15 protein-coding genes are annotated in these 16,735 nt (G+C 71.0%); all 15 read left to right on the forward strand.

All coding sequences use genetic code 11. The annotated features are described in order from the left end of the window. Positions 1-68: 68 nt before the first annotated feature. The 15 genes from OG293_RS24635 (at position 69) to OG293_RS24705 (ending at position 16,735) form a co-directional block, all read left to right on the forward strand. On the forward strand, positions 69-587 hold the full coding sequence (locus OG293_RS24635) for a hypothetical protein (protein ID WP_406000953.1): 519 nt from the start codon (positions 69-71) through the stop codon (positions 585-587). 130 nt (positions 588-717) lie between these two features. After that, a complete protein-coding gene (locus OG293_RS24640) occupies positions 718-3,936 on the forward strand; it encodes a S41 family peptidase (RefSeq protein ID WP_406000954.1) in 3,219 nt (1,072 codons plus the stop codon). Between the two features lie 158 nt (positions 3,937-4,094). Beyond that, entirely contained in the window at positions 4,095-4,454 is a 360-nt protein-coding gene (locus tag OG293_RS24645) for a histidine triad nucleotide-binding protein (RefSeq protein WP_406000955.1), read from the forward strand. A 16-nt stretch (positions 4,455-4,470) separates the two neighbouring features. Further along, on the forward strand, positions 4,471-5,376 hold the full coding sequence (locus OG293_RS24650; RefSeq protein ID WP_406000956.1) for a ribonuclease Z: 906 nt from the start codon (positions 4,471-4,473) through the stop codon (positions 5,374-5,376). A 349-nt stretch (positions 5,377-5,725) separates the two neighbouring features. Beyond that, positions 5,726-7,009, forward strand: coding sequence for a glucarate dehydratase family protein (locus tag OG293_RS24655; protein ID WP_406000957.1), 1,284 nt, complete (start codon positions 5,726-5,728; stop codon positions 7,007-7,009). A gap of 155 nt (positions 7,010-7,164) precedes the next feature. Beyond that, on the forward strand, positions 7,165-8,274 hold the full coding sequence (locus OG293_RS24660; RefSeq protein ID WP_406000958.1) for a carbohydrate kinase family protein: 1,110 nt from the start codon (positions 7,165-7,167) through the stop codon (positions 8,272-8,274). 127 nt (positions 8,275-8,401) lie between these two features. Further along, complete coding sequence (locus OG293_RS24665; protein WP_406000959.1) at positions 8,402-9,424, forward strand: PhoH family protein; 1,023 nt, start codon at positions 8,402-8,404, stop codon at positions 9,422-9,424. A 12-nt stretch (positions 9,425-9,436) separates the two neighbouring features. Then, a complete protein-coding gene (ybeY, locus tag OG293_RS24670; protein WP_406000960.1) occupies positions 9,437-9,934 on the forward strand; it encodes an rRNA maturation RNase YbeY in 498 nt (165 codons plus the stop codon). After that, positions 9,931-11,229 carry a hemolysin family protein gene (locus tag OG293_RS24675; RefSeq protein ID WP_406000961.1) on the forward strand — a complete coding sequence of 433 codons (1,299 nt, stop codon included), beginning with the start codon at positions 9,931-9,933 and terminating at the stop codon, positions 11,227-11,229. Before ybeY ends, OG293_RS24675 begins: the two co-directional genes overlap by 4 nt. Continuing rightward, positions 11,226-11,579 (forward strand): MmcQ/YjbR family DNA-binding protein, encoded by a 354-nt coding sequence (locus tag OG293_RS24680; RefSeq protein ID WP_406000962.1) that lies wholly within the window; start codon positions 11,226-11,228, stop codon positions 11,577-11,579. The genes OG293_RS24675 and OG293_RS24680 overlap by 4 nt, the downstream gene beginning before the upstream one ends. Positions 11,580-11,850: 271 nt before the next feature. Next, positions 11,851-12,711 carry a helix-turn-helix transcriptional regulator gene (locus tag OG293_RS24685; protein WP_406003701.1) on the forward strand — a complete coding sequence of 287 codons (861 nt, stop codon included), beginning with the start codon at positions 11,851-11,853 and terminating at the stop codon, positions 12,709-12,711. A gap of 102 nt (positions 12,712-12,813) precedes the next feature. Next, positions 12,814-13,539 carry a hypothetical protein gene (locus tag OG293_RS24690; protein WP_406000963.1) on the forward strand — a complete coding sequence of 242 codons (726 nt, stop codon included), beginning with the start codon at positions 12,814-12,816 and terminating at the stop codon, positions 13,537-13,539. A gap of 166 nt (positions 13,540-13,705) precedes the next feature. After that, positions 13,706-14,074 (forward strand): cytidine deaminase, encoded by a 369-nt coding sequence (locus tag OG293_RS24695; RefSeq protein WP_406000964.1) that lies wholly within the window; start codon positions 13,706-13,708, stop codon positions 14,072-14,074. Between the two features lie 204 nt (positions 14,075-14,278). Next, positions 14,279-15,640: a beta-xylosidase gene (locus OG293_RS24700; RefSeq protein ID WP_406000965.1), complete on the forward strand. Its 1,362-nt coding sequence runs from the start codon at positions 14,279-14,281 to the stop codon at positions 15,638-15,640. 147 nt (positions 15,641-15,787) lie between these two features. Continuing rightward, positions 15,788-16,735 carry a WxL protein peptidoglycan domain-containing protein gene (locus OG293_RS24705; RefSeq protein ID WP_406000966.1) on the forward strand — a complete coding sequence of 316 codons (948 nt, stop codon included), beginning with the start codon at positions 15,788-15,790 and terminating at the stop codon, positions 16,733-16,735.

Below are 16,735 nucleotides of genomic sequence, written 5' to 3' on the forward strand. Positions count from 1 at the left end.
CCGTACGGGGCCAGGACTGTCCGCAACCACCCTTTTCCTGCCGGGCATCAGCTGTCACCCTGCCCTCTATGCGGGGCATGAGAGGAACGCGCTACGGGCGCACCCTGGTCGCAATCTGCGCTGCCGGAACCGCGGTTGCGGGCGTCGCCGCCTGTGATCCGATCGCCGACGGCCTGAGTTCCGCCGCCGTCGCGGTCACCACCGACAAGACCGGGACGAGCACGCTGGAGCGCCTCGGCTTCGCTGTGCGCTGGCTCAGCTGCACGGCGAAGGTGGACAACGGCAAGGCGGGCGGCGGCGCATCCGCAACGCCGAGCAGACCGAGCACGGCCACCGTCGACTGCCGCGGCGAGACCGAATCCGGCCAGGAGATCACGCTCAAGGGCAAGGTGACCGACGAGCGTTCGGGGACGTGCGTACGCGGCAGACTCGTCGCCAGGGTCGGCGGCAAGGTCGTCTTCGAGGCCAGCGTGCTCGGCAACTGCGACGCCGCGCCGAGCAGCACCCCGTCCACTCACCGTCCGGACGGGCAGCCGCGCCCGACCGTCACGGTGACGGTGACCGTGACGGCAGCTCCGGGCAAGTGACCGGGCGCGCGGCACCGCGGCACGCGGCGCCGTGGCAAGTGATCCGGCACGCGGGACACGACCCGCGGTGGTCCGGCCAAGTGATCCCAAAGCCGTGACCCGGCAGCGGTCGCCTGCCTAGGGTGACCGTGTGACTCAGCCTGCCTACCTCCGGTTCCCGCATGTCCACGGCGAGTTGATCGCCTTCACCGCAGAGGACGACGTCTGGGTCGCCCCGATCGACGGCGGCCGGGCGTGGCGCGTGAGCGCCGACAACGTTCCGGTGAACCACCCCAGGATCTCGCCCGACGGCGCGCACATCGCCTGGTCCTCGCTGCGGGCCGGTGCGCCCGAGGTGCATCTCGCGCCCGTCGACGGCGGACCCGCGGACCGGCTGACGTACTGGGGCAGCGCGAAGACGTCCGTACGCGGCTGGACCCCGGACGGTGAGGTCCTCGCGATCAGCACCCACGGCCAGGCCTCGCTGCGCCGCACCTGGGCGCGGGCGGTGCCGCTCGACGGCGGGCCCGCGGCCGTGCTGCCGTACGGACCCGTGGGCGGTGTGGCGTACGGCCCGCGGACGTTGCTGCTCTCCGCCACCATGGGGCGCGAGGCCGCCGCCTGGAAGCGCTACCGGGGCGGCACGGCGGGCAAGCTGTGGATCGACCCGTCGGGCGAGGGGGAGTTCGTACGCCTCCACGAGGATCTCGACGGGAACATGGAGTACCCGCTGTGGGTGGGGGACAGGATCGCGTTCCTCTCCGACCACGAGGGCGTGGGAGCGCTGTACTCCTCCCTCCCGGACGGATCCGGACTGCGGCGGCACACCCCGGTCGACGGCTTCTACGCCCGCCACGCAGCCACCGACGGCACCCGTGTCGTCTACTCCCGCGCCGGTGAGCTGTGGATCGTCGACGACCTCCGCACCGCCGAACCCCGCCGCCTGGACATCCGGCTCGGCGGCCAGCGCACCGATCTGCGCCCGCGTCCGGTCAGGTCCGAGCGCCACCTCGGGACCGCCACGCCGGACCACACGGGCCGCGGCAGCGCCGTCGAGATCCGGGGAGGCATCCACTGGGTCACCCACCGCGAGGGGCCCGCGCGGGCACTGGCCGCGGAGCCCGGCGTCCGCGCCAGGCTGCCCCGCACCTTCCGGGTCGACGGCGAGGAGCAGGTCGTCTGGGTCACCGACGCCGAGGGCGACGACGCCCTCGAATTCGCGCCGGCCACCGGCCCGGCGCCCGGCGCGACGCCCCGCAGGCTCGGGGCCGGCCGGCTCGGCCGCGTGCTGAGCCTCTCCGTGGCACCCGACGGCAGCCGCGCGGCCGTCGCCTCGCACGACGGCCGCGTCCTGCTCGTCGACCGCGAGTCGGGCGAGGTCCGCGAGGTCGACCGCAGCGAGCACGGCGAAGCGACCGGTCTCGCCTTCTCGCCCGACTCCGGATGGCTCGCCTGGTCGCACGCCGGGCCCGACCCGCTGCGCCAGCTCAAGCTCGCCGGCACCACCGAACTGTCCGTCTCCGAGGCGACCCCGCTGCGCTTCTGCGATTTCCAGCCCGCCTTCACGCTCGACGGGAAACACCTTGCGTTCCTCTCCGAGCGCGCCTTCGACCCGGTCTACGACACGCACGTCTTCGACCTCGCCTTCGTCGGCGGCTGCCGCCCGCACCTGATCACGCTGGCGTCCACGACGCCCTCGCCGTTCGGGCCGCAGCGCCACGGACGGGCCTTCGAGACGGACAAGGACAAGGAGAAGGACCAGCGCAGGCAGGACGGAGAGGAGGGCGGCGTCCCCGTCACCCGTATCGACCTCGAAGGGCTCGCCGACCGGATAGTTCCCTTCCCCGTCGAGGCCGCCCGTTACTCCACGCTGCGTGCCGCCAAGGACGGCCTCCTGTGGCTGCGCCACCCGCTGCGCGGTGTCCTCGGGGCGACCCGGGCCACCCCCGACGACCCGGGTCCCAGGACCGCGCTGGAGCGCTACGACCTGGCGCAGCAGCGGATCGAGGAGCTCTCCGGGGACGCCACGAGCTTCTCGGTCAGCGGCGACGGCAAGCGGGTGCTGCTGTACACCGAGGGCAAGCTCAAGGTGGTGCCGAGCGACCGCCGCGCCTCACGGGACGAGGACAGCGACACCAACATCACCGTCGATCTCTCACGGGTCCGCGCGCGAGTCGACCCGGCCGCCGAGTGGCGCCAGATGTACGACGAGGCCGGTCGGCTGATGCGGGACAACTTCTGGCGCGCGGACCTGGGCGGCGTCGACTGGGACGGCGTACTGGACAGGTACCGCCCGGCGCTCGGCAGGGTGGCCACCCACGACGATCTGATGGATGTGCTCTGGGAGGTGTTCGGCGAGCTCGACACCTCGCACGCGTATGTCACACCGCGGGGCGGGTACGGATCGGCGTCGACCCGCCAGGGGCTGCTGGGCGCGGACATCTCCCGCGCCGCGGACGGCGCCTGGCGCATCGACCGCATCCTGCCGTCCGAGACGTCCGACCCCAACGCCCACTCACCGCTCGCGGCTCCCGGCGTCGCCGTGCGCCCCGGCGACGCGATCCTCGCCGTGGACGGCAGGCCGGTGGACCCCGTCGCCGGGCCGGGACCGTTGCTGGTGGGCGCGGCGGGCAAGCCCGTCGAGCTGACCGTCTCCCCGGCGGACGGCGGAGATCCGCGGCACGCCGTCGTCGTGCCGCTCGCCGACGAGGAACCGCTGCGTTACCACGCCTGGGTCGCCGGGCGACGGGCCTACGTCCACGAGAAGTCGGGAGGCCGCCTCGGCTATCTGCACGTCCCCGACATGCAGGCACCCGGCTGGGCCCAGATCCACCGCGATCTGCGCGTCGAGGTCGCCCGTGAGGGCCTGGTCGTGGACGTGCGCGAGAACCGCGGCGGGCACACCTCCCAGCTCGTCGTGGAGAAGCTGGCTCGCCGGATCGTGGGCTGGGACGTGCCGCGCGGCATGCGGCCGTTCAGCTATCCGCAGGACGCCCCGCGCGGTCCGGTGGTGGCGGTCGCGAACGAGTTCTCGGGCTCGGACGGCGACATCGTCAACGCGGCGATCAAGGCTCTGGGGATCGGCCCGGTGGTCGGTACCCGGACCTGGGGCGGGGTCGTCGGCATCGACAGCCGCTATCTGCTGGTGGACGGGACGCTGGTCACCCAGCCCAAGTACGCGTTCTGGCTGGAGGGGTACGGCTGGGGCGTGGAGAACCACGGCGTGGACCCGGACGTGGAAGTGGTGATGGCCCCGCAGGACCACGCGGCGGGGCGCGATCCGCAGCTCGACGAGGCGGTACGGATGGCGCTGGCGGTGCTGTCTCAGAACCCGGCGAAGTCTCCTCCGGAGCTTCCCGGGCTTCCGTAGACGCCCCGGAGGCCCGGACTGTCCGGACGTCGTCGGACCCGCGGAAGCCAAAGCTTCCGCGGCGCGGGGCGGCACTGCCCGGCGCACCGCGCACGGCACGGACGGAGGTGGCCGATACCATTTCCGTCGTAGTGGACTCATACGAGGAGGACCCTGGCATGGCGGGAGAACCGCAGGCCGACTGCCTGTTCTGCAAGATCGTCGCGGGGGAGGTGCCTGCCACCTTCGTGCGGGAGACCGAACACATCGTCGCCTTCCGCGACATCAACCCCCAGGCCCCGACGCATGTCCTGGTCATCCCCAAGGCGCACTACCCCGACGCCGCGTCGCTCGCCGCCGCCGAGCCCCAGCTCGTCGCCGATGTGCTGCGTGAGGCCGGTGAGGTCGCCGCCGAGGAGAAGATCGACGGCACCGGATACCGGATCGTCTTCAACACCGGCGCCGGCGCGGGCCAGACGGTGTTCCACGCCCATGCCCATCTGCTCGGTGGCCGAGGCCTCGCCTGGCCGCCGGGATAACGGAAGCCGGCTCACCTTGTCCGTACGAGAACTGGTCGTGCTCGGCACCGCCAGCCAGGTTCCGACCCGGCACCGCAACCACAACGGCTACCTCCTTCGCTGGGACGGCGAGGGCATCCTCTTCGACCCCGGCGAGGGCACCCAGCGGCAGATGCTCCGGGCCGGCGTGGCGGCGCACGACATCAACCGCATCTGTGTCACGCACTTCCACGGCGACCACTCCCTCGGACTCGCCGGGGTGATCCAGCGGATCAACCTCGACCGGGTTCCGCACGACGTGCGGGCGCACTATCCGGCGAGCGGGCAGCGGTTCTTCGAGCGGCTGCGGTACGCCACGGCGTACCGCGAGACGGTGGTGCTGAGCGAGGAGCCGGTGAGTGGGGAGGGCGCCTCGCTGGCCGAGACCGAGGCGTACAGCCTGGAGGCCCGTAGGCTCTCGCACCCCGTCGAGTCGTACGGCTACCGCGTCGTCGAGCCCGACGGCCGCCGGATGCTGCCCGAGAAGCTGGCCGAGCACGGCATCCAGGGTCCCGACGTGGGACGGCTCCAGCGCGAGGGCCGGGTGAACGGCGTCACCGTGGAGGAGGTCAGCGAGCCGCGCAGGGGGCAGCGCTTCGCCTTCGTCATGGACACCCGGCTGTGCGAAGGCGTGTACGCCCTCGCGGACGGCTGCGACATGCTCGTCATCGAGTCCACCTTCCTCGACGAGGACGATCAACTCGCCAAGGACCATGGCCACTTGACCGCCGGGCAGGCGGCCCGCGTCGGGCACGAAGCCGGCGTGCGCCATCTGGTGCTCACGCACTTCTCGCAGCGCTACAACGATCACGAGGAATTCGAGCGGCAGGCCCGCGCGGCCGGGTTCGAGGGCGAACTGACCATCGCCCAGGACCTGATCCGCGTTCCCCTTCCCAAGCGGTAGAGGGTCACCATGTTCCTCCCCAAGGCCGAACTGCGTCTCCCCCATCGAGGGCACCCTCGAACCCGAGCCGGCCTTCGTACTCGCCGCGCGCAACGGCGTTCCTCGATCGCCGGACGGGCGGGAGTTGTCGCCGTCCGGACAGCCGGTGCCGGTAGCAGCGCCCGGATGCCGATGCCATGGATGGGCTTGTTCGCGTATCCAACCTTCATTCCCATACATGTACGTCATCTGCGGATGAAGACAGCATGGGGCAGGCCTCGGACGGTGCGCTCGCCGGACCCGGCCCGGACGACCTCGCGGAACTCGAAGCGCTGCCGGCGGACGGACTCGACCTCGTAGGAGCCACGGCATGACCCAGGACCTGACGATCACCGACGTGCGGCTCACCCCGATCCTGGTGGCCGACCCGCCGCTGCTCAACACCCAGGGGGTGCACCAGCCGTACACCCCCCGCCTGATCGTCGAGGTGGTGACGGCGGGCGGCGTCACCGGTGTCGGCGAGACCTACGGCGACACCAGGTATCTCGATCTGGCGGCCCCGCTGGCGGATGCGCTGCCCGGCTGCCAGGTCGCGGATGTGAACGGCCTCCACAGGCTCGCCGACCTGGTGTGCGGCGACTCGCCCGAGGCCACCGGCGCCGTCGACGCCGGCGGTCTGCGCGGCGTGCAGACCGCCGGCAAACTGCGGCTCTCCGTCGTCTCCGGATTCGAGGTCGCCTGCTTCGACGCGCTGGGCAAGGCCCTCGGACTGCCCGTGCACGCGCTGCTCGGCGGCAAGGTGCGCGACACCGTGGAGTACAGCGCGTACCTCTTCTACCGCTGGGCCGAACACCCCGGCGGGGCGGGCGAGCGGGACGACTGGGGCGCGGCGCTCGACCCGGCAAGCGTTCTCGCCCAGGCCCGGCGCCTCTCGCGCGAGTACGGCTTCGGCTCCTTCAAGCTCAAGGGCGGCGTCTTCCCTCCCGAGCAGGAGATGGCAGCCGTAAGGGCGCTGGCCCAGGCCCTCCCCGGGCATCCGCTGCGGCTCGACCCCAACGGCGCCTGGTCGGTCGAGACCTCGCTGAAGGTCGCGGAGGAACTGGGCGATCTCCTGGAGTACCTGGAGGACCCTGCCACCGGTACGGACCGGATGGCCCAGGTCGCGGCGGCGACAGAGGTCCCGCTCGCCACCAACATGTGCGTGACGACGTTCGCCGAGATCCCGGAGGCGTTCGCGCGCGGCGCCGTGCAGATCGTGCTCGGTGACCACCACTACTGGGGCGGGCTGCGCAACACCCGTGAACTGGCCGCGATCTGCCGGACGTTCGGCGTGGGCATGTCCATGCACTCCAACACCCACCTCGGCATCAGCCTCGCCGCGATGACCCAGGTCGCGGCGGTCGTCCCCCATCTCGACCACGCCTGCGACAGCCACTACCCCTGGCAGAACGAAGACGTCCTCACCGAACGCATCGCGTTCAAGGACGGGCGTGTCGCCGTCAGTGATCTGCCGGGCCTGGGCATCGAGCTCGACCGGGTGGAGCTGGCACGCCTGCACCGGCGCTGGCTGGACGACGACGGCACGATGCGTGATCGCGACGACGCGGCGGCGATGCGGGTGGCGGACCCGGGCTGGACGGCACAGCGCTGGTAGACGGCGCCGAACCGGGTCGCGGTCGCCGCGCCGAGGGGACAGCTCCGTGCCGGCGGACAGCGCCGCGGCGGGGGGCGCCACCGCACGTATGGCCGCCGCCGACGCCGCGATCAGGCAGACTGGCCTGATCTGCACCACGTACCAGGAGCGGCACGGTGACCACGCGACACGGAGAGCAACTGGACCGCGCTGCAGCCTGCCTGGACCCGCTCGCCGCGCTGCGCACTCCCGGCGATCCGAACTGTGACGTCTACCTGACCGGCAACGTCTTCCTCGACATCATCTTCACCGGCCTGGACTCGGCGCCCGTCCGCGGCACCGAGTCCTGGGCCCGCGGCATGGGGTCGAGCCCGGGCGGCGTCGCCAACATGGCCACCGCCCTCGCCCGGCTCGGCCTGCGGACCTCGCTCGCCGCCGCCTTCGGGGACGACCACTACGGCGAGTACTGCTGGGACGCCCTGGAACAGGGCGAGGGCATCGACCTCTCCCTGTCGCGCACCGTGCCCGGCTGGCACTCCCCCGTCACCGTCTCCATGGCGTACGAGGGCGAGCGCACGATGGTCTCCCACGGCCACGAGGCCCCGCCGCCCGAGCCCGCGCCCGACTGTCCGCCTCCCGCCAGGGCCGCCGTCGCCTCCCTGTCGCCCGCCCGGGACGAGTGGATCGGCCAGGCGGCCGGCAAAGGGACCCGGATCTTCGCCGATGTCGGCTGGGACGACTCGGGCCGCTGGGACCCCGCCGACCTCGCCGACCTGGAGCACTGCGAGGCGTTCCTGCCCAATGCCGAGGAGGCGATGCGCTACACCCGCACCGAATGCCCCCGCGCCGCCGCCCGCGCCCTCACCGACCGGGTTCCGCTTGCCGTCGTCACACTCGGTGCCGAGGGCGCGTACGCGGTGGACGGCGCGACCGGCGAGACCGCCCAGGTACCGGCCATCGGGGTGGAAGCGCTCGACCCGACGGGCGCCGGGGACGTGTTCGTCGCCGGATTTGTCACGGGGACGCTGGCCGGCTGGCCGCTCGCCGACCGGCTCGCCTTCGCCGGGCTGACCGCCGCCCTGTCGGTACAGGAATTCGGCGGATCGCTCTCCGCGCCCGGCTGGTCGGAGATCGCCGCCTGGTGGCAGCAGGTCCAGGGCGTCGCGGACCAGGAACCGGCGGCCCTTCGGCGCTATGCCTTCCTCGACGCCCTGCTGCCCGCCGAGGACCGTCCCTGGCCCCTGCGCAGAGCCGTCCCCACCATCGGCTTCGGCCGCTCCGCGTAGGCCCTGCGCGGCCCCCGCGGAAAAGCCCTCGGCCTTGTCAGTGCCAGGTCGTACGCTGGTGTTCCAGAGGTTGTCGAGCAGCGAGAACCCTGCAACGGGAGGTATGTGCAGGCCACAGAGCCGGCCCATGACTCAGACACCCACAGCCCAGACCCCAGCGCCGGGGCAGGCGCGAGCCCACTTCACCGTCCCCGCCAAGCATCCGATGGTGACGGTCCTGGGCTCGGGTGACGCCCTGCTGCGCGTGATCGAGAAGGCCTTCCCGGCGGCCGATATCCATGTCCGGGGCAATCAGGTGAGCGCGATCGGGGACGCGGCGGAAGTCGCCCTGATCCAGCGCCTGTTCGACGAGATGATGCTCGTGCTCCGCACCGGGCAGCCGATGACGGAGGACGCAGTGGAACGCTCGATCGCCATGCTCAGGGCAGGTGAGAACGGCCAGGGCGAGGCCGCGGGCGAGACCCCGGCAGAGGTCCTCACCCAGAACATCCTCTCCAGCCGTGGCAGGACCATCCGCCCCAAGACCCTCAATCAGAAGCGGTACGTCGACGCGATCGACAAGCACACGATCGTGTTCGGCATCGGCCCCGCCGGCACCGGCAAGACCTACCTCGCCATGGCCAAGGCGGTGCAGGCCCTGCAGTCCAAGCAGGTCAACCGCATCATCCTCACCCGTCCCGCGGTGGAGGCCGGCGAGCGGCTCGGCTTCCTGCCCGGCACGCTCTACGAGAAGATCGACCCGTATCTCCGCCCGCTGTACGACGCGCTGCACGACATGCTCGACCCCGACTCGATCCCGCGCCTGATGGCCGCGGGCACGATCGAGGTCGCGCCCCTGGCGTACATGCGCGGCAGGACGCTCAACGACGCGTTCATCATTCTCGACGAGGCGCAGAACACCAGCGCCGAGCAGATGAAGATGTTCCTGACCCGGCTCGGCTTCGACTCGAAGATAGTCATCACCGGTGACGTCACCCAGGTCGACCTTCCGAACGGCACCAAGAGCGGCCTCCGTCAGGTCCAGGACATCCTTGACGGCGTCGAGGACGTCCACTTCTCCCGCCTCACGAGTCAGGATGTCGTACGGCACAAGCTCGTCGGCCGTATCGTCGACGCGTACGAGAAGTACGACGGACAAAACGGGAAGTAGTAACAGCGCGCCATGTCGATCGACGTCAACAACGAGTCCGGAACCGAGGTCGACGAGCAGGCGATCCTCGATGTCGCCCGCTACGCCCTGGCGCGGATGCGTATCCACCCGCTCTCCGAGCTCTCGGTGATCGTGGTGGATGCCGAAGCCATGGAGCAGCTGCACATCCAGTGGATGGACCTGCCGGGTCCCACCGATGTCATGTCCTTCCCGATGGACGAGCTGCGCCCACCGGTCAAGGACGACGAGGAGCCCCCGCAGGGGCTCCTCGGTGACATCGTGCTCTGCCCCGAAGTGGCCCTCAAGCAGGGCGAAGAGGCTCCGACACAGCACTCCATGGACGAGGAGCTCCAGCTTCTGACCGTCCATGGAGTGCTGCATCTCCTCGGGTACGACCACGAGGAGCCCGACGAGAAGGCCGAGATGTTCGGCCTCCAGGCTGCGATCATCGACGGCTGGCGGGCGGAGAAGGGCCATTCCGGTCCGTCCCCGGCGCCGACCGTCTCATGACCGGCCAACTGATCTTCGGCGCGGTTCTGCTGGTCGTCGTCGCCTGGCTGGCGGCCTGCGCGGAAGCGGGCATCGCCCGCATGTCCAGCTTCCGTGCCGCCGAGGCCGTGCGCTCCGGCCGGCGCGGAGCGGACAAGCTGGAGCAGGTCGCCTCCGACCCGACCCGCTATCTCAATGTGGCCCTCCTGGTGCGGGTGTCGTGCGAGATGGCCGCCGGGGTACTGGTCACCTATGCCTGTCTGCAGGAGTTCAGCGAGACCTGGGAGGCACTGGTCGTCGCCATCGGTGTGATGGTGCTGGTCTCCTATGTCGCGGTGGGCGTCTCGCCGCGCACCATCGGCCGCCAGCACCCGCTGAACACCGCGACGGCCGCGGCGTACGTCCTGCTGCCGCTCGCCAGGATCATGGGCCCGGTCCCTCAGCTGCTGATCCTGCTCGGTAATGCGCTCACCCCCGGAAAGGGCTTCCGCAAGGGACCGTTCGCGAGTGAGGCGGAGCTGCGGGCGATGGTCGACCTCGCCGAACAGGAGTCGCTGATCGAGGACGACGAGCGCCGCATGGTGCACTCCGTCTTCGAACTCGGCGACACGCTCGTGCGGGAGGTGATGGTCCCGCGCACCGACCTGGTCTGTATAGAGCGCTACAAGACGATCCGGCAGGCGCTGACCCTGGCGCTGCGCTCCGGCTTCTCCCGCATCCCGGTGACCGGGGAGAACGAGGACGACATCGTCGGGATCGTGTATCTGAAGGACCTGGTCCGCAAGACGCACATCAACCGGGACTCCGAGGCGGACCTGGTCTCGACGGCGATGCGGGCCGCCGTGTTCGTCCCCGACACCAAGAACGCCGGCGATCTGCTGCGCGAGATGCAGCAGGAGCGCAATCACGTCGCCGTCGTCATCGACGAGTACGGAGGGACGGCCGGGATCGTCACCATCGAGGACATCCTGGAAGAGATCGTCGGCGAGATCACGGACGAGTACGACCGTGAACTGCCGCCGGTCGAGGACCTCGGCGACGGGCGCTTCCGGGTGACCGCGCGGCTCGACATCGGGGACCTGGGCGAGCTCTACGGCCTCGACGAACTGGACGACGAGGACGTCGAGACGGTCGGCGGCCTCCTCGCGAAGGCCCTCGGCAGGGTCCCGATCGCCGGCGCGACCGCGGTGGTCGACCTGCCCGACGGCCGTGCCCTGCGGCTGACGGCGGAGTCCCCGGCCGGTCGCCGGAACAAGATCGTCACGGTACTGGCGGAGCCGCTGCCGAAGCGGCCGGAAGGGGGAGCGGCGGCATGAAGGCGCAGGAACTGAGGGCGTTCTGCCTCGCGTTCAACGCGGCGGTCGAGGAGTTCCCGTTCGGCCCCGAGACATCGGTGTTCAAGGTCCACGGCAAGCTGTTCGCGCTGAGCGCGCTGGACGGGGAGCCGCTGAAGGTGAACCTCAAGTGCGAGCCGGAGATCGCGGTGCGGCTGAGGGCGGATCATGCGGGGATTGTGCCGGGCTATCACATGAACAAGCGGCACTGGAACACGGTGACCGTGGGGGAGGTGCCGGATCGGCTGGTCCGCGAGCTGATCGAGGACTCCTACGACCTGGTGGTCGCCGGCCTCCCCCGAGCCCTCCGCCTCCGCCTCGACCGGCCCTGAGCCAGGGCCTCTCGTCGGATCCTGCCGGGCTCGCGTGCCCTGGCGCCTGATCCGGCCTGACCCAAACGAAAGACCCTGGGGCGTCCCTCGCCGACGGGATCGGCGGTCTGTCCGGGGCTCCGCCCCGGACTCCGCTCCCCGACCTACGCGCCATGGTCAGCACGTTCGGGCCGCCCGAACAGCCGTGGGGAGCGGGAACTTATCCTGTTGGCTGCGCCACCAGGCATACGGACAGGGGGAGTACGTGGCCACGACGACCGAGCGGGATGCGATGAAGGCTCACCGCCTCGGTGAGCTGCGCGAGTTCCTGATGAGCCGGCGCGCCCGGATCAGCCCGGTCGAGGCCGGCCTGCCGGACGGCGGAGCCCGCCGCCGTACGCCCGGACTGCGGCGGGAGGAGGTGGGCGTCCTCGCGGGCGTCGGCGTCTCCTGGTACCAGTGGCTGGAGCAGGGGCGGGACATCACCGTCTCACCGCAGGTGCTCGACTCGGTGGGCCGGGTGCTGCGGCTGAGCAGTGTCGAGCGCCGCCATCTGTACGTCCTGGCCGGGCTGAACCCGCCCGCTCCGGAGGTGGATCCGGGCGACGCCGACATGTGCGCCGGGCTGCGGCGGCTCATCGACGCCTGGATGCCGTACCCCGCCCACATCATGGACGCCTACTGGAACACGATCATGTACAACGACGCGGCCGGAACGACCCTCGGGATGCGTCCCGGTCTCGTCCAGAACTGTCTGATCGCCTTCTTCACGGATCCCGTCTACCGCGCCCGTGCCAGGAGCTGGGAACGGAACGCCCCTTATGTCGTGGCGCAGTTCCGGGCGGCCTGCTCGGAGCGCCCGGACGACGAGGGCTTCCGGACGGTGGTCGAGGAGGCGAAGGCGGCCAGCGCGGAGTTCACCGAGCTGTGGGAGCGCCGGGACATCGCGCCGGGTGGGCAGGTCCGCAAGGAGCTCGAACATCCGCTGGTCGGGACGTTGTTCGTGGAGTCGACTCAGCTTCGGGTCCCGGCCCGGCCGGATCTCGCGATCGTGATGCACACCCCGCTTCCGGAGGCGGACACGGCTCGGAAACTGGAATGGCTGGCGAGCCCCAAGGGGCGCCGTGGCTCGATGTATCCGGTGGCGGGCTGACCTCTGCTCAGGGATATCCTCGGCCCGTTACCGGGGAGGGGGGAAGCTCCCCATGAGCTTGTCGGGCCGAACTCGGCTCGGATCCAGGGGAGTTGTCACTTCATGCGTACCCGAATACGTCACGGCGTTGCCGCCGTTGCCGCCGTCTCCGCGCTCTGCTTCACGGCGGCGGCGTGTGACGGGTCCGACGGCAAGAAGCCGTCCGACGGCAAGGAGCGGGCGGAGGAGGATGGAGGCAAGGCCGCAGGGGCGTCGGGCACGCCGCTGACCGCTGCCCAGATGGCGGCGGGGACCCTTGTGGCCAAGGACCTCCCGGCCGGCTACAAGGCCAGCAAGCCGGACGAGGCCGCGGACGAGAAGTACACGACGGACAAGCAGGACTGCGCTCCGATCGCGGCTTTTCTCAACGAGAAGGTCGCGGGCGCCACGACGGGCGGGATGGTGGACTTCGCGGGCGAGGGCGGGGACGCCATGCTGACCCAGCGCGTGTTCACCTTTCCCGGCAGGGGGGCCGAGGACCATGTGAAGGCGGTCGGCGCAGCGCTGGAGGTCTGCACCTCGTTCGCGGTCGCACAGGGCGGTGAGAAGCTCCAGATCACGGTCAAGAAGATCACGGGTCCGAAGGCCGGCGAGGAGTCCCACACCTTCCGGATGAAGACATCCATTCCGTCTCTGTCGTTGAACTTCGAGTCCGATCTGATGGTGGCCCGCCAGGGCTCGGGCGTCACCCGGGTGGCCTTCATCCCGGCCGACGCGTCGGGCCACAAGGCCTTCGGCGACCTGGCCAGGCGTGCGGGGGACAAGTTCGCCAAGGGCGTCCAGAGCTGACCCGGACGTTCGCAAAGGGCCTCTGGGGCTGACCCGGACGTTCGCAAAGGGCCTCTGGGGCCGACCCGGACGTTCGCCAAGGGCGTCTGGGGCCGACCCCGGCAGGGCGGCGAGCGGCCAGGGTCCCGGCTCCGGGACCCTGGCCCTTTCGACCTATGCTCGGGTCATGACGCAGAGCACGGACCCGCAGAGCACCGACCTCGGCCCCGAGGACCGCAAGATCATCACGCTGGCGCGCAGCGCCCGGGCCCGTAACGGTGTGCCCGAGGGCGCCGCCGTACGGGACGAGACAGGCCGTACCTATGTCGCCGGGACCGTGGCCCTCGAATCGCTCAAGCTCAGCGCGCTGCAGACCGCCGTCGCCATGGCCGTCGCCAGCGGCGCGACCTCCCTGGAGGCCGCGGCCGTCGTCTCCGTCGCGGACGCCGCCTCCGACGCGGACCGTGCCGCGGTACGGGACCTGGGCGGGCCGCAGACGCCGGTGCTGCTCGCGGGACCCGACGGTGAGCTGAAGGCGGCCGTCACCGCGGGCTGACGGAGACCGGCCACCCGAGGCGCAACAGCACTTCTGTGACAGGGATCGGCGTCACCGTTCCGGTGGCGCCGATTCCCTTTCGGCCTGCGGAAACGGGGATCTTGACAGTATCTGATGGGTCATCAGACGATGCATTTCGATTCCATTGACTTCTTTCCGCCATGACACGTCAATAGCCCCCGGCATCCTCAGAAGGGGGCAATCATGGCAACAGCCACCCGAAGATCAGCAACCCGAACAGGAAGAACCACCGGCCGAAGGCGGCGCTGGACCGCCGCGCTGGGAGCGGTCGCACTGCTCGCGGGCACGGCGGCACTCGCCGGACCCGCGCACGCGATGGCCGCCGCCTCGGCGCCGGTGGACTTCGCGACCCACTGCGTACCGCCGCCCATCGCCGGCATCCCGCCCATCGACGGCACCACCACCGCCCAGATCACCGTCGACAACGCCGCACCGAAGGTCGGCGACACCGTCACGGTGACCTACACCGTCACCAAGCCGGCCGCCAGCAACCCGGTCGACCTCGCGCTCCCGGCCGACATCATGACGCCCACCGGCAAGGTCGCCCTCGGCGGCGCCCAGACCGGCAGTGTCACGGTCACCGGCCCCAAGAAGAACCCGCCGGTCCCCGGCAAGGGGTCGTTCCCGCCGTTCTCGATGACCGGCACGTTCAAGGTCACCGCGCCCGGTTCGATCACCCTCGCGCCCGGCGACTACAACATCCACACCAGCTACATCATGGAGCTGGACACCCCCTGTACGGTCATCACTCCACCCGCACCCGTCTCCGAGACGGTCGTCGCGACGGACGTGCCCGGAGCCAATGAGCGCTCCATCCAGCTGACCACGGCCTCCGGCAAGCCCGGCGACCCGGTCACCGTCACCGGCGCCAAGTTCGCTCCGCTCGCCGACATCACCGTCGCCGGACGTGCCGGAGCGGCCCAGACCGCCGACAGGACAACCGTCAAGGCCGACGCGGCAGGCGGCTTCAGCGCGCAGCTCACGGTCAACGACAAGGCGACCACCGGCATCGTCGCGTACGAGGGCGCCGCCTGGTCGGCCGAGAAGGGCGCGGGGCCGGCGGCGTACACCGTCATCGACGACACGCCCGCGCCCCCGAACAGCCAGAAGCTCAACTCCTCCGTCAAGGCGGGCACGTTGTCCATGTCCCAGGCCGGTGACACCGTCGCGCTCTCGGCGGTCGACTTCGGCGCGGGCGGGGCATCCACCGGCGACCTGAACACGGTGACGGTCAAGGACTTCCGCGGCGGCCCCGCGGGCTGGTCCCTGACCGGCAAGGTCACCGACTTCACCGGGCCCGGCGGAAAGATCGACGCCGGCAGGCTCGGCTGGACACCGGCGTGCACCACCAAGGCGGGCAGCCCCAGCACCTGCGTGGCCGGCTCGGCCGGAGTCGTCGGCAGCGCGGGCGCCACCCTGGCCTCCACCCCGAACGGGGCGGTCACCGGAGGCGAGTTCACCGTGGGCGCGAAGGTCACGCTGAACGTCCCGGCGTACACGGCTCCCGGTGCGTACTCCGGCGTGCTGACTCTCACGCTCACCTGACCACCGAGCATCACGGCCAACCCGCAACGGCGGGTGAGCCGAAGGCGCGCACGCCGAAGCGCTCCGGAGGCGAACCGAGCCACACACAACACAGCGGGCCGGGCGCGCACCCGGTCGGCCCGCTTCGTCCTCAGGGGGCTGTGCACCATGCGCAAGCTGTATGTCGTCCTGCTGGGTCTCCTCATCGTGCTGTGCCCCGTCCCGGCCGCCCACGCCGCCGACAACGGCAACTGGTCCGTCTACCCCGCCTCCTCCGAGCTGGGCGGGCGGCCGTACTTCTATCTCTCGGCCGATCCCGGCACCACCCTCACCGACCGGGTGACGGTCTCCAACAAGACCGGGGCCCCGCTGACCTTCCGGCTCTATGCGGCCGACGCGTACAACACCGAACGGGACGGCGGCTTCGCCGTACGCGCCCGCACCGAGAAGCAGCGCGGCGTCGGCGCCTGGGCCAGGCCCGGCCGCGACCGGGTCACCGTCCCGGCGAACAGCTCCGTGACCGTGCCCTACACCCTCACCGTTCCGGAGAGCGCCGAGCCCGGCGACCATCCGGGAGCCCTTGTCGCCCTCGACGAACGCATAGCGGCCTCCTCGGCCTCCGTCGCCGTCGGCATCCAGCAGGCCGTCGGCGCCCGTGTGTATCTGCGGGTCAACGGCCCCACCGTGCCCGCGCTCTCCGTCGAGGACGTCACGCTCGCCCACGACCAGCCCCTGGTACCGGGCACCGGCGAGAGCACCGCGCTGATCTCGTACACGCTCTACAACCGCGGCAATGTGACCCTGAACCCCAAGGTCGCCCTCACGGCCGAGGGCCTCTTCGGACGTGATCTGCTGCACCGCGACCTGAAGCGGATCCCCTCCGAGCTGCTGCCCCGCCAGAAGATCCGCCTCACCGAACGCTGGTCGGGCGCACCCCAGCTCGAATGGGGTGAGGTGAGGCTCACCGCGTCCTCGCGCGGGGTGCGCGAGTCCGCCGGGGTGTCCTTCTTCGCGCTGCCGTGGCTGATCGCAGTGGTGCTCGTGGCGGCCCTGGCAGGGGCCGCGGTGTGGCTCCGGGTGCACCGGGGCAGGGCGCGCGTACCCCGGGCCGCCTGA

The sequence above is a fragment of the Streptomyces sp. NBC_00829 genome (assembly GCF_045161795.1).
In the GTDB taxonomy this organism is placed as follows: domain Bacteria; phylum Actinomycetota; class Actinomycetes; order Streptomycetales; family Streptomycetaceae; genus Streptomyces.

Excerpts from the sequence above, each read along its gene's own strand:
- OG293_RS24655 (WP_406000957.1), top strand. The coding sequence starts at position 5,726 with ATGACCCAGGACCTGACGATCACCGACGTGCGGCTCACCCCGATCCTG.
- OG293_RS24680 (WP_406000962.1), top strand. The coding sequence starts at position 11,226 with ATGAAGGCGCAGGAACTGAGGGCGTTCTGCCTCGCGTTCAACGCGGCG.
- OG293_RS24635 (WP_406000953.1), top strand. The coding sequence starts at position 69 with ATGCGGGGCATGAGAGGAACGCGCTACGGGCGCACCCTGGTCGCAATC.
- OG293_RS24685 (WP_406003701.1), top strand. The coding sequence starts at position 11,851 with ATGAAGGCTCACCGCCTCGGTGAGCTGCGCGAGTTCCTGATGAGCCGG.
- OG293_RS24705 (WP_406000966.1), top strand. The coding sequence starts at position 15,788 with ATGCGCAAGCTGTATGTCGTCCTGCTGGGTCTCCTCATCGTGCTGTGC.
- OG293_RS24690 (WP_406000963.1), top strand. The coding sequence starts at position 12,814 with ATGCGTACCCGAATACGTCACGGCGTTGCCGCCGTTGCCGCCGTCTCC.
- OG293_RS24645 (WP_406000955.1), top strand. The coding sequence starts at position 4,095 with ATGGCGGGAGAACCGCAGGCCGACTGCCTGTTCTGCAAGATCGTCGCG.
- OG293_RS24700 (WP_406000965.1), top strand. The coding sequence starts at position 14,279 with ATGGCAACAGCCACCCGAAGATCAGCAACCCGAACAGGAAGAACCACC.
- OG293_RS24675 (WP_406000961.1), top strand. The coding sequence starts at position 9,931 with ATGACCGGCCAACTGATCTTCGGCGCGGTTCTGCTGGTCGTCGTCGCC.
- ybeY (WP_406000960.1), top strand. The coding sequence starts at position 9,437 with ATGTCGATCGACGTCAACAACGAGTCCGGAACCGAGGTCGACGAGCAG.
- OG293_RS24695 (WP_406000964.1), top strand. The coding sequence starts at position 13,706 with ATGACGCAGAGCACGGACCCGCAGAGCACCGACCTCGGCCCCGAGGAC.
- OG293_RS24665 (WP_406000959.1), top strand. The coding sequence starts at position 8,402 with ATGACTCAGACACCCACAGCCCAGACCCCAGCGCCGGGGCAGGCGCGA.